Below are 24,672 nucleotides of genomic sequence, written 5' to 3' on the forward strand. Positions count from 1 at the left end.
TATCATTCACACTATTATTCTAGGATGTCTATGACTAGAAAGAATAACTTAATTGTGCAATGACTGCCTTAATAGATGGATATAAATCCACATTCTGTAGTGCGCCAGGTTCATCAAAGCCCGCATTTTTAGGCGATTGTTGATAGTATTCTAAACGCACGCCCCATTCATGACCGTTACTCAATTTCTGACCGTATTTAAGACCCACGGTGATTGCTGACATTTCTCCTAAGCGGTAATCCGCGCTTGCGTACATGGGCAGTGCATCACCTTCTTTTAAGAAGGGCTGATAAAAATCTGCGGCCGCTTGCTGGTAGTAACGAATATGCGGCTGGATGTATGCGGTATCAGACACATTAAAGCGTAGCCTACTATCAATAGTATGCGAATCAATTTCCCAATCATCTGTCGCAAAGCGATAAGACACATCTATTACGCCATTGTCCATCGCATATTTTGTTTGCCAATATACGTTGTGCTTAGTGCGCTTATCAGGCCTATTTTCATAAAGTATTGACTGAGTGAGACCTTGGTCGTCTACCACACTGAGTACTTTGTAGGGGTCGTTAAGGTAACCGTCGGCGACTGAAAAGCCATAGTTTAGTTGCATAATCATGCGTTTGTTGATGGTTTGTGTTAAACCAAGTAAGACATCAATTGTGCTTTTGTCTTGCGAGTCAGCTTGGCGAGTATTTGCAAAGGCACTGTCAAAGGCGTCATCGCTCAAATAGTCACTTTCAAATAGCATGTTCGCAAAGCCCACCGGTGCGCCACCCACAGGATCAATGCTGTCGTATTGATAAGACAAGCCTAGTGAGAGAGTGCGGTTTTTACGATCGAAGTCTCGGGCAATTGAAGCATTCGCGCCAATAGATAGGTAGTCGTATTCATTTGATACATTTACGCCAGCGCTACCACGAGTGTCTGTCCATAAAGGTTGGGTCCATTGACCATTTACCTGTACACGGGTATCTCTGAAGGTATCATCAAGCGGCGTTTCACCGCCTTGTACCTCATAAGCTCCATTGCCTGAAGGCCTGGTGTAGCTTTGTACGCCGGGCTGTGCGACTGCACCTGAGGCCGATGCACCCGTTAAGGTGTCAAACACTATTTTACCGCTAAATATATGTTCATCGCCAAAATCTTTAGTTGCTTGTGCTACGCCTTCAATCAAACTGACGCGGTCGGTTTCGCCGTAGTACAAAATGGCGGTGTCGAAATCCCATGCTTGTTCATTCTCTTGCGCATTTGTTGTTGGTGACCCTAACAAAGCACAGGTCGCGGCGGCAAGTACCGACGAAATCTGGGTGTGTTTTTTTAGTTGCATCCACAACCTCCACCGGCAAATGCTCTGCCGCCACTGCTGGCCTCTTTACTGAAATAAATATGTTCATCTAAACCTATTTCGACCGCATCAGCTGTCAAGCTCATGTCGTCTTGTGCAAGCAGTGCACGTTCCCATGGTTGAACACCTAAGCTGGCGCAACCGCCTAATTGCAAAAGTCCAATGCATAAGGCAATCTTGCTTAGTTTACTGGGGAGCTTTGTTTTCGTATTCTTCATATAAAGGCCTGTTATAACGTCGTTATGTTTGTTTATTCAGAAAGTAGTTTCTGTATTTCGTTTTCATAAGCAGCCGTTTTCGCTGCAAAGAATCCTTGATGTGAAATCCGTACATCGCCATTTTTATCAATCAGGTAACTGCTTGGCATGCCGACTAAGTCATATTGACTGGCGATATTTCCCTGAGGGTCGTAAACGATTTGAAACGAAGCGGGGAGGAGCTTCAAAAATTTGTGGGCATCTCTTGAATCTTCATCCAAATTAATGGCGATCACCTTCAAGCCTTGCTCAGCATACTTCTCGTGCATCATATTCATCCATGGAAAAGAAGCACGACATGGCTTACACCAGCTTGCCCAAAAGTCCACATAGACCACTTGCCCTTGTAAACTTTGTAAATCGTTGTTGCTATCTATCTGAAAGTTTGGCGCAGATGCTGCGCTTGTGAAGCTAAAAAAAGTAAACACTACTGCAAATAATATTTTCATTAATACATTAAATTCTTAAATGACATAGTTAGAGCATAAATAACAAACCTTAAGGAAAACTTAAGCTTTGTTATTTATGCCTTAGACTTTTTAGGCGACGTTTCAAATATTACAGATTTGTTAAGCTCGTCGCTTTGCCCGTTTTTGTCATAAAACTGTCACAGAATGTACATATCCTCTTCGGGATAAGTTTTTACATTATTTTTTAAAGGTCTCAGGAATGCATATGAAGGTTTTAAAACCCTTAGCTACGATAACTATGCTCAGCGCGCTACATGTTGGCGTTTACGCACCGCTAGCATTTGCACAAGAAGCACAATATTTAGATTCTGCTAACGCTACAGCTACCGAAATAAACGAGTCTGCTAAGAAATCGCAAACCCGTATAAATGGCATAACTGAGCAAATTGACAGCAAGCTATCGCAATATAAAACCTTGGTTAAAGAAATCGAAGGCTTGGCTATTTACAATGGTCAGCTCAATAAGCAGATTGCTAATCAGAAACAAGAGATGCTGGATTTAAATAGCGCAATTGATGAAGTCAGTGTTATTGAGCGACAAATTACGCCGCTTATGATGAACATGATAGACGGATTAGCGCAGTTTGTTGAGCTAGACCTACCGTTTCTACCCCAAGAGAGAAGTGACCGTATTGCGGATTTACGAGCGATGATGGACAAAGCTAACGTTGCTCCTTCAGAAAAGTTTAGGCGTGTCATGGAAGCCTATCAAGTTGAGATGGATTACGGCCGTACCATTGAAGCTTACAGCGGCTTTCAAAACATCGATGGCAATGACAGTAACGTAGACTTTTTACGCATTGGTCGTACAGCTCTGTTGTATCAAACCCGTGATGGCAGTGCTCAAGGCGTTTGGAACAAACAAACGCGCCAATGGGACTCATTAGATTCAAGCTATCGTACACAAATCACCAAAGGTCTTCGTATGGCCAGAAAGCAACTGGCGCCTGACTTGATCATGGTGCCGGTGGCGTTGACAGACTAATTAAGGACTAAGGAACAGTAACATGAAATCAATCAACTCTTTGGTTCAGCTAGTAGCAAAAACCGCATCAATTATAAGCTTTAGTGCCATACTTGCCTTTGGTGTGAGTGCACAAGAAAATGACAAGGCGCTAGATTTAGATGCCTTACTTAAACAACTTGAAGAAGGCAAGTTTTCCCAAAACCAACAAAACCAAGCCCGCGAAAAAGAATTTGTGGCTAAACGTGCTGACCAAGACCGTATTTTAAGAGAAACATTGGCTAAACGTGACGCGATGCTGCGCGAATCAGAAAAGCTAGAAACTCAGTTTGAAGAAAACGAATTTAAGCTTGGTGACTTAAATGGCGCGCTTGATACGCGTTTGGGTTCATTAAAAGAACTCTTTGGTGTATTACAGCAAGTCGCTGGAGACACTAAAAATAAGTTTGCAAACTCGGTAATTAGCGCCCAAATCCCAGGACGAGATGACTTTTTGGATCAAATGGCGCAATCAATGGGCTCGTCTTCTAAGCTAGCCTCTATTGAAGAAATCGAAAGAGTTTGGTTTGAAATTCAACGTGAAATGACCCAAGCAGGTAAGGTTACTAAATTTACTACTGAAGTCGTTGAAGCCAGTGGCGAAAAAGTGGTTAAAGACGTGACTCGCGTTGGTCCATTTGCACTTATCGCCGACGGTAAATACTTAGAATATAAGAATGAGACAAACACCGTTGCTGAGCTTATTCGCCAGCCAGCTAATCGCTTTGGTGATACGGTCTCACAATTAGAATCATCAAGTGGTGAAATAGTGCGCTTCGGTTTAGATCCTACGGGTGGGTCAATCCTTGCACTGTTAGTGCAGGCTCCTAGCTTGAAAGAACGTGTAGAGCAAGGTGGATTGGTTGGCTACATCATCTTAATTGTAGGTGCAATAGGTTTACTACTTGCTCTTGAGCGTCTTATAAGCCTGACTATAATTCGTACTAAGGTAAATTCACAGCTCAAAGCAAGTACGTTTAAAAGCAGTAATCCACTTGGACGCGTTATGCAAGTGCGTGACAAATATCCCCATGCAGACGTTGAAGCACTGGAACTACATTTGACTGAGGCGATTTTAGGCGAAGTTCCAAAATTAGGACGCTTCTTAACAATCATTAAAATTATCTCAGTGGTAGCGCCGCTCATGGGCTTGTTAGGGACCGTTACCGGAATGATTAATACCTTCCAAGCAATCACTTTATTCGGTACCGGTGACCCTAAACTGATGGCCGGTGGTATTTCAACCGCGTTGGTCACAACGGTACTCGGCCTTGTAGTAGCAATCCCCACTACTTTGTTATACGCAATGCTAAATACGCGTAGCAAAAACATAGTGTATATATTGCAAGAACAAGCCTCGGGCGTTATCGCAGAGCGTGCTGAACTAGTGAACGCTAAGTCAAGCAGCTAAGGTTCAGACTTATGATTGAAATTTTCGAAGCCATCCGAGATTTTACCGAAACCGGCGGCCAAGTGCTGCTGGTTATCGGGATGCTTATCTTCGTGATGTGGTTGCTTATTTTAGAACGAATTATTTATATTCAAATCAGCCATAAGCAACTTAAGAAAACGGTAGTTCAAGAGTGGATGGCGCGCAAAGACCGCACTTCGTGGAATGCTGAGCAAATTCGCCAAGCGCATATTTCACGCCTGACGATGAAATTGAGTGGAAGTATTCCTATCATTCAAGCCTTGGTAGCCTTGTGCCCTTTATTAGGACTAATGGGAACCGTGACCGGCATGATAGAAGTGTTTGATGTAATGGCAATTTCAGGTGGTGGCAATGCACGGTCTATGGCATCAGGCGTTTCCAAAGCGACTATCCCTACCATGGCGGGCATGGTTGGCGCGCTCTCGGGTGTGTTTGCATCGACATGGCTAATGCGTACGTCTAAATCAGAACGAACGCATTTAGAAGATGCATTACCTTTAGCGCGTAATATTGGCTAAAACCCTATTTACTCTAATTTAATGATTATTTTTGCCCCGCGACGTAAACCGCGACATTAGCAAAAAAGGAAAGAACATGAAGCAACATTTTCAAAACTTAATGGACGAAGAAGAAGCAAACATCGATATGACACCCATGCTGGATGTTGTCTTTATTATGCTTATTTTCTTTATTGTGACGGCTTCATTTGTGAAAGAGTCGGGCATAGATGTGAACCGCCCAGAAGCGTCTACCGCTGTGAAAAAAGACAAGGCGAGTATTTTAGTTGCGATAAGCGAAAAAAATGAGATTTGGATAAATAAGCGCCGCGTTGACGTACGAGCAGTACAAGCGAATGTTGAACGTTTGCATGCTGAAAATCCGCAAGGTTCGGTGGTCATTCAAGCGGATAAAAAATCCACCACCGAAATCCTAATGAAAGTATTGGACGCTACCCGCGCTGCGGGTATCGATGACGCAGCTGTGGCCACTGAAGACTAAATTATGTTTCGATATCTCACTGCTATTGTTATTGCAGCATTCATCACCTTGGGCTTGTTTTTCCTGATGCAGTCTTTGATAAAGGCAGGTGGTAGTGCATTGACAGATCCCGCAAAGGGAAAGGTACTTGATTTTGTGCGTGTTCAACAAGAACAACAAGTACAACAAAAAGAAAGAAAGCCCAAAAAGCCGCCCAAGCCTCAAGAGCCACCACCACAAATGGAGGCGCCACAAATGGAAGCGGCAAGTCCCGATGGTGGTCAAAGTGGTTTGGATTTTGCGGCTGATTTGAGCTCTGAAGTGTCGCTGGATTCAGGACTGTCTTTAGGTTCAGGTGATGGAGAATATGTACCGATTACTAAAGTGCAAGCGGTGTACCCGCGCCGAGCAATGCAACGCGGCATTCAAGGCTATGTCATTGTAGAGTTTACGGTAAGTAAAATCGGTGCTGTTCAAGACCCAGTCGTGGTCGAGGCAAATCCTCAAGGCATTTTTGAACAAGCTGCCTTAGATGCAGTGGTTAAATTTAAATACAAGCCAAGGGTAATTAATGGCGAGCCGGCTGCGGTGGCAGGTGTACAAAACCGTATTACCTTTGAGATTGATTAGGGCAAGGAATAAGACATGAAACTATATCAATCAAATATCGTTAAGCTGACGTTCAGCCAGGTGGCAATGTTAATTGCAATTTTAGCTGCTTTATTGTGTGGCCTACCAAGTATTGCTAAAGCGCAGAGTGATTCTGCAGAAACGCGAGAAACCCGCAGAGTTCCTGCCCTTCGAGCGAAGGTGTACGAACAGCTTGAGCGCGCTCAACAAACAAGTGACCAAGGCGACATTACCCAAGCCCTAAACATACTTGATGCGGTCAAAGAAAAAGCCAACAGCATGAACAGTTATGAAATAGCGACCATGTATAACTTCTATGGCTTTATTTATTATTCTCAAGATGACATTGAAAATACTATCGCCTCGTTTAAACAAGCGGTTAAGCAATCGCCCATCCCGGTGAGTTTTGAGCAAACTGCACTTTATAGTTTAGCTCAATTGAGTATGGCCCAAGGTAACTACGACGACGTGATTAGCTACATTGAGCGGTGGGAAGCGCTTCACACGGGACCTATTCCACCCAAAAACTTTATTCTCAAAGCGCAGGCTCTGTATCAAAATAAATCTTATGAAGACGCCGCCTATTATATCGAAACAGCAATAAAAGGGCATGAGGAAGAGGGCTATTTACCCGACGAAAACTGGCTGGTTTTGCAACGTGCTATTTATTTTGAAATGCAACAGCCTGAAAAAGTAAAAGACATTATTATTAAGCTGATTCGTTTATATGACCAGGCCAAATATTGGATACAACTAGCTGGCATGTATGGTGAACTGGAGCAGGAAGATAAGCAATTTGCCACGATGGAAATTGCGTATCAGCGGGGCTTTATTAGTTCAGCCTCTGACACATTTAATTTAGCCCAGTTATACTATTACCACGGCGTACCATACAAAGGCGCAAGGTTAATGGAACAGGCAATAAAATCAGGCTTACTACAAGAAAACTTGCGTAACCTTAAGTTTTTAGCCCAAGCTTGGCAAAGTGCTAAAGAGGAGCAAAAGGCCGTGCCAGTTATGCGTAGCGCCGCTGCTTTGTCTGATGACGGTGAGCTTGATGCTCAACTAGCATTATTGCACTATAATTTGAGCGAATATGAGCCTGCTATTGAGTCCGCTCGTCAAGCTTTGGCAAAAGGCAATTTAGACCGACCTGGCGACACACATATGGTGCTTGGATTATCTCTATACAGTATCAATGACTTTGCAAATGCATTAGACGAACTTGCTAAGGCTGAAGAATTTAGTAGTAGTCGCTCAGCAGCGCGCCAATGGCGAAAGTATGTTGAAAAAGAAAAGGTAGCCTTTGACATGAGAAATGGTTTATCTGCTTCTTTGTAAGGCAAACTAAAATAGCTCTCCGCGTGAGCTATTTTAGTCTCTTTAAGCAGCGTACAGTAAGTGCAAGTCAATAACTTTCAAAAAGTCTAAGGGGTCTTTTCGCAATGAAGATCTTGCATTGACTGCTCATCGGCAACTGTTATGCAAGCACCACTTGGCAGTTCATTAGGTACATAACGTTGTAAGTTAGGGTCATACAAAGCACTTTCTAGAAAAACGACCAAGTCATCGACGTCTGCATCATTTAAGCCAAGAGGAAGAAAACGATAGTCAAGTTGGCTAGCGGGTATGTCTTTTTGTGAAATCCCGATTGATTGGCCAACACGGTGCGTTCATAGGCTGCAATCGCTTTACCTGCGTCGGCCTTTGCATCACCGTTACTATTGGGGAAGGCTGCACTTAGCATCTGCGCGTATGTTGCATTTGTTTGCAATGCGGACTCGTTCTCTACATCTAGGCGATGCACACTAATTCCTGCTACAGCCTGAGTTTCTAAACCCGATAACTGGCGCGAGTTTTCTGCTTTAGGAGTATCTTCGCTTGCTAAAATATGCGTGTCTAAGCCTGCATTTATGACACCGTCAACCGCATTACCGAATTGGCCATTCCATAACATCGCTTCTTGATAAGCAGTATTTAAAATAGAGGGCGACGCTAAAGGCTGTACATCAGGAACAAGGCTTGGATCGCCTGACGCCATACTGAATTGTTCTGCCATTTTGCGCATTGCACCACCACAAAACTCAGTAAAATCACCCGCAAAGCCGATTGCGTGGCTTGTGCGCAAAGAAGGGCAGAAGTAATAAATCGAGGTCACGAGTGTTAGTCAGCGGCCTTTACTCTTATTTTGCTATTGGCGATATTTGCATGATGTAGAGCGGCAATTGCTTTTAGCGCTTCGTCCTCGTTTGGCATTTCAACAAAGGCGAAACCTTTAGATGTGCCAGTGTTTTGATCAAGTACAAGGGTGCAGTCACTAACTTCGCCTTGTGCTGTGAATAGAATGGATATTTCATTTTCGGTGGTGCTACGTGCTAGATTACGTACAAGAAGTTTCATGTGATGCCTAATTATGGAGGATATTTCTGGCAATATTACAGTAAAAAACAATAAGGAGTAAAAAACCTCGATCAGATCAACACTTCATTCTAGTATTGTTCATATACTTATGTTGATTATTTTAACAAAAGGTTTTGCGTAAAACACAAGGCTACACAGAATTACAGACTATGAAGGGCGCGCTATGCAGCTACTTAAATCACAATTTACTAATAAGATTGAATGGCATGAATTGCTGAAGTCAGGAAACCGTGTTTTTATTGGTTCAAATGCCGCTGTACCAAATGCATTGATAGATAGTTTAATTGCAGATGGTAAAGGCATAGATGATATTGAACTTACGCATATAGTGACCTTAGGGGCAAGCCAATGGGCACTGCCAGAATACAAAAATCGTTTTAAAATAAATACCTTTTTTATACATGGCGACAATGTGCGCAAAGCTGTTGAAGAAGGGCGAGCCGACTACACGCCTTGCTTTTTATCGCAAATATCGACCTTGTTTAGTGACAATACCTTGCCCCTTGATGCTGCCTTAATTATGGTCTCGCCGCCTGATTCTTTGGGCTATTGCTCTTTGGGTGTATCGGTTGACGTGGTAATGTCGGCAGCACGCAGCGCAAAGCATATTATTGCCCAGATTAATCCTGAAATGCCGCGCACATGTGGACATTCTTTTTTACATGTAAGCGAATTCTCTGCTTGTATTGAACAAGCCCAAGTGCTACCAGAAATTGTGTTGCCCGAGCGGTCAAAAATAAGCGACCGTATTGGCCAATATGCTGCGATGTTAGTTGAAGACGGCGCAACTATACAATTAGGTATTGGAAAAATACCTGATGCGGTAACTCGCTATCTGCATTCTCATAAAAACCTTGGCGTGCATACTGAAATGCTCAGTGACGGTATCGCTGAATTAATGCAAAAAGGGGTTATTAATAATCGTCATAAAACTTTTCACCCCGGCAAAACGGTTACCAGTTTTTGTATTGGTAGTGAAAAGGTTTATCAATTTGTGCACAATAATCCTCACGTTGAGTTTTATCCTGCATCCTACATAAATAAGCCTGCCAATATAGCTAAAAATAGAAATATGGTGTCGATTAACAGTGCGATTGAAGTCGACCTTAGTGGTCAAGTTGTCGCTGATTCTATTGGCTATCAGTTTTATAGCGGAATAGGCGGACAGGTCGATTTTGTTGAAGGAGCATCAAAAAGTAAAGGCGGTAAACCTATAATTGCGCTTCCTTCAACGGCTAAAGGTGGCACTGTATCTAGGATAGTGGCAAATATCAGTGAGGGTGCCGGTGTGGTTACATCACGCGGAAACGTGCACTATGTGGTTACTGAGTTTGGTATTGCAAGTTTGCGGGGCAAAAGTGTACGTGAACGCGCGCTCGAACTTATCCGCGTAGCCCATCCTAAATTTAGAGAAGAGCTATTACAGCAAATAAGGCAACATTTTTGGGTGCCCAATTATCAAAAACAATTTCCAACAGATGTGCAAGAATTTGGTGAGTTGCAAATCAGGTTGATTGATATCCACGGTGAACACTTTTATTTGCGGCCCCTAAACCCAGCAGATGAAAGACGTTTACAAGAGTTTTTCTATTCCCATACCAAAGAAACTGTGCGCATGCGCTACAACTATATTCCCCAAGGTATGACGCGCGAAAAATCCTGTGATTTAGTTAGCGTTGATCAGTCTAAAGATATTGCACTGACTATCGTGCAGCAAGAAGGTTCACGAACTCGGATTGAAGCGGTTGGCCGTTACTACTTGTACCCTGATGGTGCATGTGAAGTTGCTTTTGTTACGCGCGAGAACAATCAAGGTAAAGGCATGGCAAAAAGACTTCTGCAAGAAATGATTAAAATCGCCACAGCGCGAGGCTTAAAAAAGATGTTCGCCATGGTGAAAAGTGAAAATAAACCAATGATTTCGGTGTTTGAGCAATTTGATTTTAAACGTGTGTTCAATTCAGATCCTGGCGAAATTGAATTAGTGTTGCGCTTAAACCCACCAGCAAGCACAGATACAACGCAATCTTAAAAAAGGAGCACAACCATGACCGTGACGATTATAAGCAGTCCTAAATGCAATTTGCATAACATGGGCAATGATCATCCTGAACAATCCGCTCGTTTGCATCAAATCAATGATCAAATAATTGCATCGGGCCTTGAGTATGTTGTGCACTTTGCTGATGCCAAAAAGATTGATATAGACATCATAAAACTGGCTCACGATGCTGATTTCGTAGACAAGGTAATTAGCAGCGCCCCTGAAAAGCAAGGCGAGACGGTCCATATTGATGAAGATACTGTACTGATGTCAAAAAGCCTTGATGCAATTTTATATGCCGCAGGTGCCGTTAAAGATGCTGTTGACTTGGTGTATACAAACGAAACCCGAAGCGCCTTTTGTTCTATTAGGCCACCAGGGCACCATGCAGCTTATAGTAAGTCTTCTGGTTTTTGTGTGTTCAATAATGTTGCGATTGGTGCCAAATATGCGCTTGAAAAACTAGGCTTGAAACGGGTCGCAATTATAGATTTCGATGTGCATCACGGTGATGGGACGCAAGATATCATCAACAGTGACGAAAGAATTATGTTTTGTTCGTCGTTTCAGCATCCTTTTTATCCCTTTAGTGGCGCAGAACCCACTCGGGAGGGCATATTGAATGTGCCTGTTAAAGCTAGCACCGGCGGAAAGGAATATCGTGAACTTGTCGCTCCTTGGTTTGAGGCCCTAGATGCGTTTGCCCCAGAGCTTATTTTTATATCAGCCGGTTTTGATGCTCATGTTGAGGATGACATGTCATATTTACGCTTAGTCGAAGATGACTATGCATGGATTACTGAGCAAATAAAACAAGTTGCCGAAAAGCATTGTGATGGTCGCATTGTGTCTGTACTTGAGGGAGGCTACGCCTTGAGTGCGCTCGCGCGTAGCGTGGTGGCACACTTGAAAACCTTGGCGAGTTAGCCCCTAAGGTATCCCAATTGCCGGTGTGAAAAAAAACGTTCCAAAACAGATATATTTGCGTAACAATAAACCACATTAAAAGCGTGTATGAGCAAGCACGTTTATTCATTTATAACAACGGTTAAGGTGTATATGCGCTATTCAAAGTTAGGGAATTCGGGTCTATCAGTATCACGAGTGTGTTTAGGTTCGATGACATGGGGAATTCAAAATACGCAAGCCGATGCCGATGAGCAAATAGATTACGCGCTTGATGCCGGCATTAATTTTATCGACACCGCTGAGATGTATCCCGTTCCGCCTACAAAAGAGACCCAAGGCGATACTGAACGCTGCATTGGCAATTGGCTGTCACGCAATAATAACAAGCGAGAAGAAGTGATCATTGCCAGTAAAATCGCTGGGCCAGGTTTCTCCTATGTCAGAAATAACAGCCCCATTACGGGCAAAAATGTTGGGCTTGCGTTAGAAGGGTCTTTGTCGCGCCTGCAAAGTGATTATATTGATATTTATCAGTTGCATTGGCTAAATCGCGCTACCGCGCATTTTGGTACCCATTGGCCAAACCAAGTCAAACCAAGCGAAACCGATGTTGAGCAACAAAAAGAGAACATGCGTGACATTCTTGGTGGCATAGACCTTGCGCTTAAAAGCGGCAAGATACGCCATTGGGGCTTGTCAGATGATAGCACTTGGGGCATCCACACTTATTTAGCCTTATGCGAAGAGATGAATATTCCCAAGCCGGTGTCTATCCAGAATGAATTTAATCTACTGCACACCAAAGATTGGCCGTATTTAATTGAGTCATGTGTTTTTGAAAACATCGCTTATTTGCCATGGTCACCGTTATCTGGCGGCATGTTATCGGGCAAGTACTTGAATGGAGCGCGTCCAAAAGGAAGCCGATGGACCTTAGTTCAGCGAAATGGTTTATTTCGAGACAGTGAATTTAGCCAGCAAGCGACGCAAGCTTACTGCGATATTGCCAGCAGATACGGTATAACACCGAGTCAATTAGCGCTAGCATGGTGCGACCAAGTAGACGGTGTGACCTCTACCATTATTGGTGCTACTACTATCCCTCAACTCGAAGAAAATATCGCAGCCTTCGATATTAGCCTTACTAGCGAATGTTTAGCAGAAACAGAAGCGACATTGAAACGATTCGCAATGCCTTTTTAAGGCATTGCTCGTATTTGCCCGCGCAAAATACCCTTCGTTTAAGCGTTTCAAGACAACCATCGTCTTCCCACGACAACCGTCATCTTCGCGTAGGCGAAGATCTCCTAAACACCCTAGCAAAGCCCATAAAAACTCGCATTTTTGCATATAATTTTGGAGATTCTTCCCTTCGCATTATACTGTTCACTTAAGCTAATCGTCTTTCCTGCGAAGGCAGAAATCTGTTTGATGCAGCCTCTATCACCCCATAAATAGAGGATGCTTTTAGGAGATCTCAGCCTGCGCTGAGATGACCAAGGGGAGGGCAAAACGTTTTACCGATCGGTATTATGCCCGCACAAAAACGAGGCGGGTGTTTACAATGCTGTAACGAGTATCTGACGACTAATCTGGGGTGTCACTTCGCCATGTTCGCCTAATTTCAGCATTCCATGCGCGGTTAGCTTCTCGATCAACAAATCTATATCATCTTCACCTAAATCAACATGAGATAAACGCGTTGGCACCTGCATCTTTTCAAAGAAGGCTTCGGTGAGTCCTATGGCGCGCTCGATGCGTTCGTCCTCTTGGCCGTCTGTGATATTCCAAATGCGCGCTGCGTACTGAAGAAGTTTTTCACGCTTGGCTTTTTTACATACTTTCATTACTGCCGGCAATACGATTGACAACGTGCGGGCATGATCTATTCCGTGCACGCCGGTCAGCTCATGTCCTATCATATGTGTTGCCCAATCTTGGGGGACACCAGCGCCAATTAGGCCGTTTAATGCCATTGTCGCTGCCCACATAATATTACTACGAACATCCATGTTTTTAGCCGTTTCAGGGGCCAAGGCTTTAGGACCTTCTTCTATTAGGGTAAGCAACAAGCCTTCGGCAAAGCGGTCTTGTACTTTCGCATTTACATTGTAGGTGAGGTACTGCTCCATTGTGTGAACGAAAGCGTCTACAACCCCGTTACCAATTTGACGCATCGACAAAGACAAGGTAACTGCAGGATCAAGTACGGCAAAAATAGGGCGTACCAAAGGGCTACTAAAGGGGAGTTTATTACCGTCGCGGGTAACCACTGCGCCAGTATTCGATTCAGAACCGGTTGCTGGAAGTGTTAAAACACAAGCTAGGGGCAGCGCCTTTTTTATGCGGGCTTGTTTACTCACAATATCCCAAGGATCTTGACCTTCAAACACAGCCGCAGCGGCAATAAACTTTGACCCGTCAACTACCGAACCACCGCCTACAGCAAGTATAAAGTCGATATTTTTCTCTTGTATAATTGCTTGCGCTTTCATCAATGTGTCGTAACTTGGGTTTGGCTCAATGCCGGAAAACTCATGCCATGTGTGGTCGGCTAAGGCTTTTGCTACTTGATCATATACTCCATTACTTTTAATAGAGCCTCCACCATAGGTAACCAACACCTTTGCATCACGCGGTATGTTTTTGCTAATCGCCGCAATTTGCCCTTCACCAAAGAGGATTTTGGTGGTGTTTTGAAAACTAAAATTCATCATGAAAAATATTCCTATTGAAAACTAAAAAGTGATGCTTACAAAGCGAGCGCTAATCCCATAAACCGATTTATGCAAGACTTTCTAATAATTGCTTTGCTGCCAATGCCGAGCTTGCTGGATTTTGGCCAGTAATGACTAAGCCGTCTTGAAGCGTAAATACTCCCCAATCATCCCCTTTACTATATTTACCACCGCGTTTAATGAGCTCATCTTCTAACAAAAAGGGTACAACCTTGCTAAGCTCAACGGCTTCTTCTTCACTATTACTAAATCCTGTGACAGCCTTATCTTTGACAATGTATTCGCCACTAGCATCTTTTACATTCAAAAATGCAGCACTGGCATGACATACCGCCGCGATAGGTTTGTTGCCAGCTATAAAGTTTTCAATTAGCGAAATAGATTTACTGTTATTTGTAAGGTCCCACAATGGTCCGTGACCGCCAGGATAGAACACAGCGTCGTAGTCGCCAGCATCTATAGAGGCCAGTTTGCTGGTGTTAGCAAGGAGTGCTTGCAAATCACGATCGTTATCAAATCGTTTGGTGGATTCGGTTTGGAAATCAGCTAATTCACTTTTTGGATCTATTGGCGGCTGCCCGCCTGCCGGCGACGCTATGCTAACCTTAGCTCCCGCATCAACAAATGCGTAATAAGGTGCGGCAAACTCTTCAACCCAAAACCCGGTTTTTTCACCGGTATCGCCTAGGGCGTCGTGAGAAGTTAATACCATTAATATATGTTTGTTAGAATTTTGTGTGCTCATGTTCTTCCTTTATCATTTAGTTACAAGCTATACGCTAGTTTAAAAGTTAAAGTTTAATTTAACAGAGCAAACTTTCCACCTTGGCCACTTGCCTAGCAGTTTAGGGAGCTTGTTCATAAGCATGTAATTTGGGCTATATAATCTGAATGAAGTGGCTCAATCGCAGACAAAAAAATCCGCCCTCAAAAAAAGGGCGGTAAAATCCGACAAGGAATTATGTCAACGTCTATCCTCTTTTATAAATGCTTCAGTGCATATTAGCACTTAGTCTTACAGACCAATGTAGGGCTTATTTTGTGGTATCGTGGAATATTAGGCTTTACGCTTGTTTCAGCCCTTTTACATTTCGAAACATTCATTTGCATTTTTAAGTTACTACCAAAGTCGCATTTTTCTTTATATTAATAGGGCTATTGTTAACGAATAAATAACACCTTTATAACGGAGAGAACACCATGAGTGTTAATCAATATCCAGTACCAGCGTCTTTAACGGCAAATACGCACTTTAGTGAAAGCGACTATGAGGCCATGTATAAGGCTTCTGTCGACGATCCTGATGCATTTTGGGCCTCACAAATTGAAGAGTTAGATTGGTTTAAAACCCCTACCATTATTAAAAATACTAATTTCTCGCCAGACAATTGTGATATCAAGTGGTTCGAAGACGGTCAACTTAATGCAAGTTATAACTGTATCGACAGACATCTAAAAGACAACGCCAAGAAAGTGGCTATATTCTGGGAAGGTGATTCACCAGAAGACTCTGAGAAAGTAACGTATCAGAAACTGCATTATGAAGTGTGCAAGCTCGCCAATGGCCTAAAAAAATTAGGCGTCAAAAAAGGTGATAACGTTGCCATTTATATGCCTATGGTTCCGCATGCGGCTTACGCAATGCTCGCATGTGCACGCATTGGTGCTGTGCACTCTGTCATATTTGGTGGTTTTTCTCCTAATGCGATTGCTGACAGAATTAACAACAGTGAAGCAAAGGTGGTTATTACCGCTGATGAAGGGCGAAGAGCGGGTCGCAGTGTTCCGCTTAAAGCAAATGTTGATGAAGCGATTGCCAATGGCGCATGCCCAAGCATAACAGCCGTGCTTACGCACCAGCTTACCGGAGGCGATGTCGCTTTTAACAGTGATGTTGACGTATGGTGGCATGAGCTTGTTGACGACTGTAGCGCTCAGTGTGAACCTGAGATTATGAATGCTGAAGACCCATTGTTTATTCTGTATACTTCAGGCTCAACGGGCCAACCAAAAGGTGTTGTTCATACAACAGGTGGTTACTTGTTGTATACCTCGCTCACTTTCCGTTATGCATTTGATTACAAGCCTGACGACATCTATTGGTGTACTGCTGATGTTGGTTGGATCACAGGACATAGTTATATGACCTACGGCCCGCTTGCAAATGGCGCTTCTCAAGTGTTTTTTGAGGGTGTACCAACCTACCCAGATGTAAGACGTATCGCTCAGATTGTAGAAAAGTATAAGGTCAATAGTTTGTACACTGCACCTACTGCAATTCGCGCACTTATGGCTCATGGCGAGAAGCCAGTAGAAGGCTGTGATTTGTCTTCCCTACGTATTTTAGGCTCAGTTGGTGAACCAATAAACCCTGAAGCGTGGGAATGGTACTATCGCGTTATTGGTCAAAGTCGTTGTCCAATCATTGATTCGTGGTGGCAAACTGAAACTGGTGGCATGATGATTGCGCCACTTCCTTGTGCGACAGCATTGAAACCAGGTTCAGCAACACGTCCATTGTTTGGTGTTCAACCTGCACTTTTTGATGCTGAAGGCAATGAACTTGAAGGTGTTGCCGAGGGCAACCTTATCATAAAAGACAGTTGGCCCAGCCAAGCAAGAACCGTATATGGTGACCACAAGCGTTTCATTGAAACCTATTTTAGTGCCTATCCAAATGTTTACTTTACCGGTGACGGTGCGCGTAGAGATGAAGACAATTATTATTGGATCACCGGCCGCGTAGATGATGTTTTAAATGTATCCGGACACCGTTTAGGCACTGCTGAAATAGAAAGTGCCTTAGTAGCTCACAAAGATATTGCTGAAGCCGCTGTGGTTGGTTTCCCGCATGCCATTAAGGGCCAAGGCATATACGTTTACGTATCCCCTAATGAAGGGATTACGATCACCGATGAGCTTACCGCAGATGTTAAAAAGTGGGTCAGAAAAGAATTGTCACCGATTGCGACCCCTGATCTGATTCAATGGACAACCGGTTTGCCGAAGACTCGTTCTGGCAAAATCATGCGCCGCATACTTAGAAAAATTGCAGCAAATGAATATGATCAGTTAGGTGATACATCTACTTTGGCTGACCCAAGTGTGGTCGATTCATTGATAGAAAAAAGGTTAAACCGCTAAACGTTTAGCTAACTTAAAAACCTAGCAGTGAACGAAATTACTATTCGCTGCTAGGTGTTTCTACATAGTCGTAAGCCAGACAACAGTGTGTTGTGCGTATGCGAATAATTTTCTGATGTAGCCATTGCAGTTTGTTAAGAAAAGGTTACACTTATTAACTTAAGACCTGACTTACATCTGAACATATGTTCCCGTCACGCCACGACAAAAATAATATGGACGTAATATGATCACACTCCTCATCGCTGACGATCATCCTCTATACAGAGATGCTTTAAAAGGTGCGTTGAACATCGTTTTTAGTGATATCACCATTCTTGAATCTTCTGATGTCAATAGTACTGTTACAACCTTACAAGAAAATGAAGTCGATCTTCTATTACTTGATTTACACATGCCTGGTAGTAGTGATTTATTTGGGTTTTTACATATCCAAAAACAGTTTACAGATTTACCTATTGCGGTAATCTCGGGTACCGAAGATGCAAGCCTAATTTCTAAAATTGTTGGCTTAGGAGCGATTGGGTTTATCCCTAAAACAACTAGTGCAAGCAACATCGGTGAGGCGGTCAATGCGATGCTCGAAGGTGATGTATGGTTACCTGAATCTGTGCGAGTAAAAATCCAAGACGTCGATGAGAACTTCAGTAAACTCGCTGAAAATGTCGCAAGTCTTACCCCATCTCAGTATAAAGTCTTGTGTTATATGCGTGATGGTTTGCTAAATAAACAGATTGGCTACAATTTAGATATTGCAGAAGCCACAGTAAAAGCCCACGTTACCGCCATTTTCCGTAAACTCGGTATTAATAACCGCACTCAGGCGGTACTTATTGCCTCTGAATTACAACTCGAGCCACCTGAAAAAGAAGCGTAGCTCTATATTTATCGAAACTTGCCGAGAAAACCCATTGATCGACGCGAAGCGGCGTCGATGGGTAGTTCACTTCGAATCAATGTCTACATTGCGAATAAATTTCGCCATACTTTGGATCAGCGAGCGCAATTTTGCAGGTTTAAGTGGTTTTGACAAATAATTGACCCCATGATCATTGCAAAGTTTAAGAAGATCGTCACCTCTTTTTGCGGTCACCAAACAGGCAGGTAAGATTGTATTGAGCTGTTGACGCAGTAGGTCGATAATTTCTAGACCATCAGGTCCCTTTCCTAATTGATAATCGACTAGCAAAATATGTGGCTGAAGTTCATTCGCAACCTCAATAGCTGCCTTATATGATTTAGCTAAACCGACCTCAATTCCCCATTTCGTCAATACGGTTTGCATGGCATCAAGATTCTCTTGTTGATCATCGATGCATAAAATTCTCAGCTTTTTAAATACAGAATTAACCGGATTGGCAATAATTTTGGGTTTCTCAGGCGCCGGCATGCTTGCAAATTCTAAACTGAAGCAAGACCCCTTGTTTTCTTGAGAGTCGACCCTAATGCAGCAGGAAAGCTGTTGACTGAGTCGTTTTACTACGCCCAAACCCAAGCCAATACCTTCTTCATCAGTGTTTTCAACTCGATAGAAATCGCTAAATATGGCGGCTTGTTGGAGTGTTGAAATACCAATTCCTGTATCTCTAACTTGTATAAGTATTTTGTCAGCCCGTTTTCTGACAGTTAACAACACTTTGCCCTTTTTAGTATATTTTACGGCGTTTGACACGAGATTTTGTATAATTCTATACAAGTAAGTTTTATCTGCACTTACCCAACAATCAACCCCTCTATACCTAAAGTCAAGGCCCTTACTTTTGGCTTTCATCGTCATTTCATTAACAATTGGCGTTACGGTTTCAGGAATATTCACGGTTTCTATAAAGGGTTTCATTTCGCCTTGATCGAGCCTTGATATATCGAGTATTGTACTGATGAGAGTCTCGCTCGAAACTACCGAATCATTAAGCTTGGTGAGGATATCGTTTGTATCTTTGTCAAACTGCGTTTCTTGTAAGGCAGTTAAATACAGTTTAGCCGCATTTAAAGGTTGCAATACATCGTGACTGGCCAAAGCTAAAAAGCGCGTTTTACTTTCGTTGGCATCTTCAGCTTCTTTTTTCGCGCGAATAAGGCTTTTTTCAAGCTGATTTCGTCGTTCAATTTCAAGTCGCAATTCAGCATTTATTGAATGCACTTCTTCTGTTCGCTTTTCAACCCGCGCGGCTAAGTCAATATTTGATTCTTTTAGTTCCTCTTGCGCCATAACATAACCGGTTATATCGTGAAAACTAATTACAAAGCCCCCGCCTGGGAGTGGGTTACTGACCATTTCGATAATATGGCCATCAGCGCGAGTCCGTCTTGACTTATGGGGGTGCCATTTCGAAGTAAGACCATACGTTCTGAGACTATTGTATCGATATCGTTTCTTTCGCCAACGTCGTGTAATGCGTTGTGGCGAATCAGCGGTTCAACAGGTGCACCAACAAAAACAAGTGAAGAAGGGTAGTTGAACAAACTTGTATAACGTTTATTCCATGCAATGAGGCGTAAATCTTTATCTATAACACTAATCCCTTGGTCAATGTTTTCAAGTGATGTAAGCAAGGCGCTCATGTTAAATTGCATGGCTTGGGTTGTGCCATCAAAGAAATTCACGACATCGGTTATATCTAAGGACTTACCTCGTATTAAGCTGTCAATCAGTGCCCTGGCACTTGATGAACCAACAACGCCACCTAAAGCACGTTCACAAAAAGACAGTAACGCTTGGTCAACATCGCTAGTTTTTCCTTTTTTAGCTGCTTGCAGTTCATAAACTTCAAATAATTGGTCGCAACGTTTTTGGCCTGTAAACTTACTAATGAGTGTTTTTAGATCATCTTTGCTGACATTTACCGCTTTGTTGTCATTGAACTGATCACCCATACTCGTGGGTTCAACAAACATTTTTGCTTGTATTCGGTCAATAAGACTCGGTTTTGCGATTAAGGAAAAACCAATAAAGAAGCTAATATTGGCAAGTAAACTGTAGAGTGCGCCAATACTAAATAGATGGGTTTGATTCGACACATCAACAGGTGTTGAACTTGGGTCGATTAAAGGAATGAAAAGGAATAACAGCCATACTAAGAAGCCAGACAACAAGCCTGCATAAACCCCGTGAGCATGCGCGCGTTGCCAGTATAATCCCCCCACAATTGCGGGTAATAATTGAATTACCAAGGAAAAAGCCAATAAGCCTATGGACGACAGCGACGCTTGATTTGCCATTTGTTGTTGATATAAATAAGCAAGCACCAAAATACTAAATATAATAAAACGTCGGATATGCTTTATCCGCTTTACTCTATTGATACCTGAATAGGTCTCGTTGTCCATTAGTTTAGGCAATACAAGATCGTTGGTAATCATCGTACTAAGTGTTAAGGTCGCAACGATTATCATTGCTGTAGCAGCAGATAAGCCGCCTAAGAAAACAATTAATTGCAATAGCATAGAGTCGGAAAAAATGGCAATCCCCAACACATAGCTATCTGCATTTAAACTTTCGTCAGCGAAGATCACTTTACCTGCAGCGGCAATGATCGGTATTGTCAGCGCAATTATGGTGAGATATAAGGGGAAAAACCAGCGAGCCGTTTTCAGATGACTAATCTTTAAATTGTCTATGACCGCCACATGGAACTGCCTCGGCAAACAAATTACTGCTGCTCCCGCCATTAATGTTTGTATCCAAAAGTCCACAGAAATGAATGCTAAAAGGGCATCGCTACTTACATAGTCGTGGAAGATTGGTTGCGTGCTTGCTTTAGACCAAAACGCGTAGCCTACAGAGGCGACCAATATAAGCGCAACTAATTTGATGCATGACTCTAACGAAATAGCCAAAATCAAGCCACGTCTATACTCAGTAACATCGGTATTTCTTGTGCCAAAGTACATGGCAAAAAGCGCTACAAATGCGGTCGCAAATAAAACGATTGCCGCGGTATTTTCTTGATTGGTAACCAGCTGAAACGTCGATCCAATAGCCTGTAACTGCAAGGCTACATAAGGAATTGTTGCAAGCAAGGCGATAATTGTTACCAGCAGCGCGACCAATTGCCGTTTACCATAGCGAGAACTAATAAAGTCGGCGATGGTACTAATATGTTGCTTTTTGCTGACATGGGTCATTTTGTAAATAAAGCGATAAGCGAAGAGATATACAATAACCGGGCCCAATAAAATAGGGAGGTACATCCATTGTTGAGTGCTTGATTGACCTACCGCACCAAAAAAAGTCCATGCAGTACAATAAATGCCTAAGGCTAAACTATATACAAGGGGGTGTGAGGTTAACCAGCGTGCAGTTTGCGAGTTTGTATCACCCCAGCGTGCTACCCAAAATAACACGGTCAAATATCCTAAACCTAAGGCCAGCCAACCAAAAGACATGTAAATCCCTAAATAATGTGTTGTCGCTTATTACTCTATCATAACCCTAAATAAAGCGAATATCTGTACAAATATTTAACAAGCAACGCCTGGATATAGAGGCTTTCAGAGAGCCTAGACTAAAGTTTTATATCAAAAAATTAACATTTATATAATATTTGATTCCGGGGATGCTTAGATGTGTAAGTGCTACAGAAGTTACTGCTCATCCAATCATCGTTACTATTATATTTTAAACCCAAGTGATCGCATACGGCGCTTGGAATTTCTAGGAGAAGTTTGTGGAGAGTCAAAGCACGTATTGGCAAGAAAACCTCCGTCTAATCTTAATCTGCCTAGCCATATGGTTTGTCGTATCATTTGGTTTAGGAATTTTGCTGGTTGACGAACTTAATAACATTCGCCTTGGTGGGTATAAACTCGGTTTCTGGTTTGCACAACAAGGTTCTATTTACGCATTTTTAGGACTCATTTTCTGGTACGGAAAGAAAATGAACGATCTTGATAAAAAATACAATGTCGAGGACAAATAATGGATGAGTTAAAGATTTATACTTACATTGCTGTATTTGGTACCTTCGGCCTTTACTTTGCTATCGCAATATGGGCACGAGCCGGATCAACCAGCGAATTCTATGCTGCCGGTGGTGGTGTTACCCCTTTACAAAATGGTATGGCGATTGGCGCCGACTGGATGTCAGCGGCATCTTTCATTTCGATGGCGGGTTTGATTGCCTTTTTAGGTTACGGTGGCTCAGTATTCTTGATGGGTTGGACCGGTGGTTATGTATTGCTTGCATTGTGCTTAGCACCTTACATGCGAAAACATGGTAAATTTACCGTTCCTGAGTTTATCGGGGATCGTTTTTACTCTAAGACCGCTAGAATAGTCACCATTATTTGTCTTATCGTTGCATCAGTTACCTATATCATCGGTCAGATGAAAGGTGTTGGTGTTGCATTCTCTCGCTTCTTAGAAGTTGAATACGACACTGGCTTATATATCGGTATGGCTGTGGTATTCTTCTACGCTGTATTAGGCGGCATGAAAGGCATCACTTATACGCAGATTGCTCAGTACATCGTATTGATTACCGCTTATACTATCCCTGCTGTCTTTATTTCATTCCAGTTAACAGGCAACCCAATCCCACAACTTGGACTTGGCTCTACATTAGCCGACGGAAGTGGTGTGTATCTTTTAGATAAACTTGATTTAGTCGTCACAGACTTAGGATTTAAAGAATATACAACCTCCAAAATGGGCGGCACGCTTAATATGTTCGCTTATACCATGTCACTAATGATTGGTACTGCTGGTTTACCACACGTAATCATGCGCTTCTTCACTGTACCATCAGTAAAAGCAGCTCGTGCATCAGCTGGTTACGCACTAATCTTCATCGCTTTACTTTACACTGTAGCGCCTGCTGTTGGTGCAATGGCTCGCTTAAACTTAATGAGTACAATTGAACCAAGCGCGGGTCAATACCTTGAATATGAAGCACGTCCTCAGTGGTTTAAAGAATGGGAAAAAACAGGTTTATTAGAGTTTGAAGACAAAAATGGCGATGGAAAAATCCAATATAGCGCCGATGCTGCTACCAATGAAATGGTAAAAGTTGACCGCGATATAATGGTACTAGCGAATCCGTCTATTGCGAACTTACCAAACTGGGTAATCGCACTGGTCGCCGCAGGTGGATTGGCAGCAGCCTTATCTACTGCAGCTGGATTGTTGCTTGCTATCTCCTCATCAATCTCGCATGACTTATTGAAAGGAATATTAACGCCTGATATGACGGATAAAACAGAGTTACTTGTTGGTAGGGTGGTGATGTCAATATCTATTCTATTTGCGGGTTATCTGGGGCTCAATCCACCAGGATTTGCAGCCGGTACAGTAGCTCTAGCGTTTGGTTTGGCCGCGTCGTCTATATTCCCTGCACTAATGATGGGTATATTCTCTCGCTCTATGAATGATAAAGGCGCGATTGCAGGTATGTGTGCAGGTCTTGGTGTAACAATGCTTTATGTGTTCCAACACAAAGGTATTATGTTCATCCCAGGTACTTCGTTCCTAGGTGGCATGGAGCCAGATTGGTTCTTAGGTATATCACCAAACGCATTTGGTGTAGTGGGTGCCATTGTAAACTTTGCTGTTGCTTTCATTGTTTACAAAATGGGCAAACCTGCTCCACAAGAAATCAGAGATTTGGTTGATAACTTCCGCTCGCCACATGGTGACGTTGCGGTAGCGCAAGACCACTAATGAAGTATAGGTCTTGCGATGAGATATCAACAGACCTCTTTAAGGCTTCACTAAAAAAGGCCTCCTTTCATTAGGAGGTCTTTTTAATTTAAGATTCTCAATAATATCGCTTATCTTTAGTGGTCAAAAAGTTAATACTATAAAGTGTTAATTCATAATAAAAGAATAGGTCAATTTCATGCTGTTTAAATCATTCAATAAACTTAATCGACATACCAAAATCGCAATTTTCGTTGCGCCCATATTAATGATCTTGGGTTTTGGTGCTTCTGATTTATGGGTAGAAAATAAAGCTATGGAAGCGCGTTTCTATGAAATGACGCCTGAGTCACCAAATTGCGATATTAAAAATGAGCAATGTGTACTGGTGTCGGGTGAATTTAAAATTAGCGTCTATCAAGAGAATGGACTGACGACCTTAAACGCAACTTTTCCACTCGACACTGCGACATTATTCTTAGTCGACAAAAACGACAATGCAAGTGCTTATCGTATGGGTATGAAGGACAGCCCTTATTACTGGTACCAAAAAACGCCTATCGAAAGCTTGAGCGCAGGAAGTCAGCAAAAAGTACGTTTCATTGCGACGGTTAAAGGCGGGCAGTATGTTGCCGAGTTTTACAGCACAACTAAGGGTGCATAA

The 24,672-nt window shown here is 42.7% G+C and carries 21 protein-coding genes and 1 pseudogene; 14 read left to right on the forward strand and 8 right to left on the reverse strand.

Annotation, left to right across the window (positions count from 1 at the left end):
* Positions 1-34 precede the first annotated feature (34 nt).
* From AC0L6H_RS10650 to AC0L6H_RS10660, 3 genes are read right to left on the reverse strand one after another with little or no spacing between them, the layout of a single operon-like run.
* On the reverse strand, positions 35-1,327 hold the full coding sequence (locus tag AC0L6H_RS10650; protein WP_473394260.1) for a DUF3570 domain-containing protein: 1,293 nt from the start codon (positions 1,325-1,327) through the stop codon (positions 35-37).
* Positions 1,318-1,563 carry a DUF4266 domain-containing protein gene (locus AC0L6H_RS10655; RefSeq protein WP_473394262.1) on the reverse strand — a complete coding sequence of 82 codons (246 nt, stop codon included), beginning with the start codon at positions 1,561-1,563 and terminating at the stop codon, positions 1,318-1,320. Before AC0L6H_RS10655 ends, AC0L6H_RS10650 begins: the two co-directional genes overlap by 10 nt.
* Positions 1,564-1,595: 32 nt before the next feature.
* Positions 1,596-2,051: a TlpA disulfide reductase family protein gene (locus AC0L6H_RS10660; RefSeq protein WP_473394264.1), complete on the reverse strand. Its 456-nt coding sequence runs from the start codon at positions 2,049-2,051 to the stop codon at positions 1,596-1,598.
* Positions 2,052-2,310: 259 nt separating this feature from the next.
* On the opposite strand from AC0L6H_RS10660, the gene AC0L6H_RS10665 reads away from it, so the two are divergent.
* The 6 genes from AC0L6H_RS10665 (at position 2,311) to AC0L6H_RS10690 (ending at position 7,456) form a co-directional block, all read left to right on the forward strand.
* The gene (locus AC0L6H_RS10665; protein ID WP_473394512.1) at positions 2,311-3,057 is read left to right on the forward strand and encodes a DUF3450 domain-containing protein; all 747 of its coding nucleotides are present in this window, start codon (positions 2,311-2,313) and stop codon (positions 3,055-3,057) included.
* A 22-nt stretch (positions 3,058-3,079) separates the two neighbouring features.
* Complete coding sequence (locus tag AC0L6H_RS10670; RefSeq protein WP_473394265.1) at positions 3,080-4,486, forward strand: MotA/TolQ/ExbB proton channel family protein; 1,407 nt, start codon at positions 3,080-3,082, stop codon at positions 4,484-4,486.
* Positions 4,487-4,497: 11 nt separating this feature from the next.
* On the forward strand, positions 4,498-5,025 hold the full coding sequence (locus tag AC0L6H_RS10675) for a MotA/TolQ/ExbB proton channel family protein (protein WP_473394266.1): 528 nt from the start codon (positions 4,498-4,500) through the stop codon (positions 5,023-5,025).
* Between the two features lie 76 nt (positions 5,026-5,101).
* A complete protein-coding gene (locus AC0L6H_RS10680) occupies positions 5,102-5,506 on the forward strand; it encodes an ExbD/TolR family protein (protein ID WP_473394268.1) in 405 nt (134 codons plus the stop codon).
* 3 nt (positions 5,507-5,509) lie between these two features.
* Positions 5,510-6,115 carry an energy transducer TonB gene (locus tag AC0L6H_RS10685; RefSeq protein WP_473394269.1) on the forward strand — a complete coding sequence of 202 codons (606 nt, stop codon included), beginning with the start codon at positions 5,510-5,512 and terminating at the stop codon, positions 6,113-6,115.
* Between the two features lie 15 nt (positions 6,116-6,130).
* Positions 6,131-7,456, forward strand: coding sequence for a tetratricopeptide repeat protein (locus tag AC0L6H_RS10690; RefSeq protein ID WP_473394271.1), 1,326 nt, complete (start codon positions 6,131-6,133; stop codon positions 7,454-7,456).
* Positions 7,457-7,700: 244 nt separating this feature from the next.
* On the opposite strand, the gene AC0L6H_RS10695 is transcribed toward AC0L6H_RS10690, so the two are convergent.
* Both AC0L6H_RS10695 and AC0L6H_RS10700 read right to left on the reverse strand, forming a co-directional pair.
* Positions 7,701-8,273: a cytochrome c peroxidase gene (locus AC0L6H_RS10695; RefSeq protein ID WP_473394272.1), complete on the reverse strand. Its 573-nt coding sequence runs from the start codon at positions 8,271-8,273 to the stop codon at positions 7,701-7,703.
* A gap of 5 nt (positions 8,274-8,278) precedes the next feature.
* Positions 8,279-8,515, reverse strand: coding sequence for an RNA recognition motif domain-containing protein (locus AC0L6H_RS10700; RefSeq protein WP_473394273.1), 237 nt, complete (start codon positions 8,513-8,515; stop codon positions 8,279-8,281).
* A 184-nt stretch (positions 8,516-8,699) separates the two neighbouring features.
* Here AC0L6H_RS10700 and AC0L6H_RS10705 point away from each other — a divergent pair, with 184 nt between their 5' ends.
* The 3 genes from AC0L6H_RS10705 (at position 8,700) to AC0L6H_RS10715 (ending at position 12,692) form a co-directional block, all read left to right on the forward strand.
* A complete protein-coding gene (locus tag AC0L6H_RS10705; protein ID WP_473394275.1) occupies positions 8,700-10,568 on the forward strand; it encodes a GNAT family N-acetyltransferase in 1,869 nt (622 codons plus the stop codon).
* Positions 10,569-10,583: 15 nt separating this feature from the next.
* Positions 10,584-11,507, forward strand: coding sequence for a histone deacetylase family protein (locus AC0L6H_RS10710; RefSeq protein WP_473394276.1), 924 nt, complete (start codon positions 10,584-10,586; stop codon positions 11,505-11,507).
* 132 nt (positions 11,508-11,639) lie between these two features.
* Positions 11,640-12,692 (forward strand): aldo/keto reductase, encoded by a 1,053-nt coding sequence (locus AC0L6H_RS10715; protein WP_473394277.1) that lies wholly within the window; start codon positions 11,640-11,642, stop codon positions 12,690-12,692.
* 356 nt (positions 12,693-13,048) lie between these two features.
* Here AC0L6H_RS10715 and AC0L6H_RS10720 read toward each other — a convergent pair whose 3' ends face one another.
* Both AC0L6H_RS10720 and AC0L6H_RS10725 read right to left on the reverse strand, forming a co-directional pair.
* Complete coding sequence (locus tag AC0L6H_RS10720) at positions 13,049-14,206, reverse strand: iron-containing alcohol dehydrogenase (RefSeq protein WP_473394279.1); 1,158 nt, start codon at positions 14,204-14,206, stop codon at positions 13,049-13,051.
* A 67-nt stretch (positions 14,207-14,273) separates the two neighbouring features.
* The gene (locus AC0L6H_RS10725; RefSeq protein WP_473394280.1) at positions 14,274-14,972 is read right to left on the reverse strand and encodes a type 1 glutamine amidotransferase domain-containing protein; all 699 of its coding nucleotides are present in this window, start codon (positions 14,970-14,972) and stop codon (positions 14,274-14,276) included.
* Between the two features lie 455 nt (positions 14,973-15,427).
* Between AC0L6H_RS10725 and acs the strand changes: the two genes are divergently transcribed.
* Both acs and AC0L6H_RS10735 read left to right on the forward strand, forming a co-directional pair.
* Positions 15,428-17,371 (forward strand): acetate--CoA ligase, encoded by a 1,944-nt coding sequence (gene acs, locus AC0L6H_RS10730; RefSeq protein WP_473394282.1) that lies wholly within the window; start codon positions 15,428-15,430, stop codon positions 17,369-17,371.
* Between the two features lie 226 nt (positions 17,372-17,597).
* Entirely contained in the window at positions 17,598-18,248 is a 651-nt protein-coding gene (locus AC0L6H_RS10735; protein ID WP_473394283.1) for a response regulator transcription factor, read from the forward strand.
* Positions 18,249-18,314: 66 nt separating this feature from the next.
* Here the strand turns inward: AC0L6H_RS10735 and AC0L6H_RS10740 are convergent.
* Positions 18,315-21,757 (reverse strand): annotated as a pseudogene (locus AC0L6H_RS10740) (PAS domain-containing hybrid sensor histidine kinase/response regulator).
* A 281-nt stretch (positions 21,758-22,038) separates the two neighbouring features.
* Here AC0L6H_RS10740 and AC0L6H_RS10745 point away from each other — a divergent pair.
* From AC0L6H_RS10745 to AC0L6H_RS10755, 3 genes are all read left to right on the forward strand, one after another.
* Entirely contained in the window at positions 22,039-22,290 is a 252-nt protein-coding gene (locus AC0L6H_RS10745) for a DUF4212 domain-containing protein (protein ID WP_473394284.1), read from the forward strand.
* On the forward strand, positions 22,290-24,029 hold the full coding sequence (locus AC0L6H_RS10750; protein WP_473394286.1) for a sodium:solute symporter family protein: 1,740 nt from the start codon (positions 22,290-22,292) through the stop codon (positions 24,027-24,029). The genes AC0L6H_RS10745 and AC0L6H_RS10750 overlap by 1 nt, the downstream gene beginning before the upstream one ends.
* A 178-nt stretch (positions 24,030-24,207) precedes the next feature.
* Entirely contained in the window at positions 24,208-24,672 is a 465-nt protein-coding gene (locus tag AC0L6H_RS10755; protein WP_473394287.1) for a hypothetical protein, read from the forward strand.

The organism is Glaciecola sp. G7-5 (genome assembly GCF_055808975.1).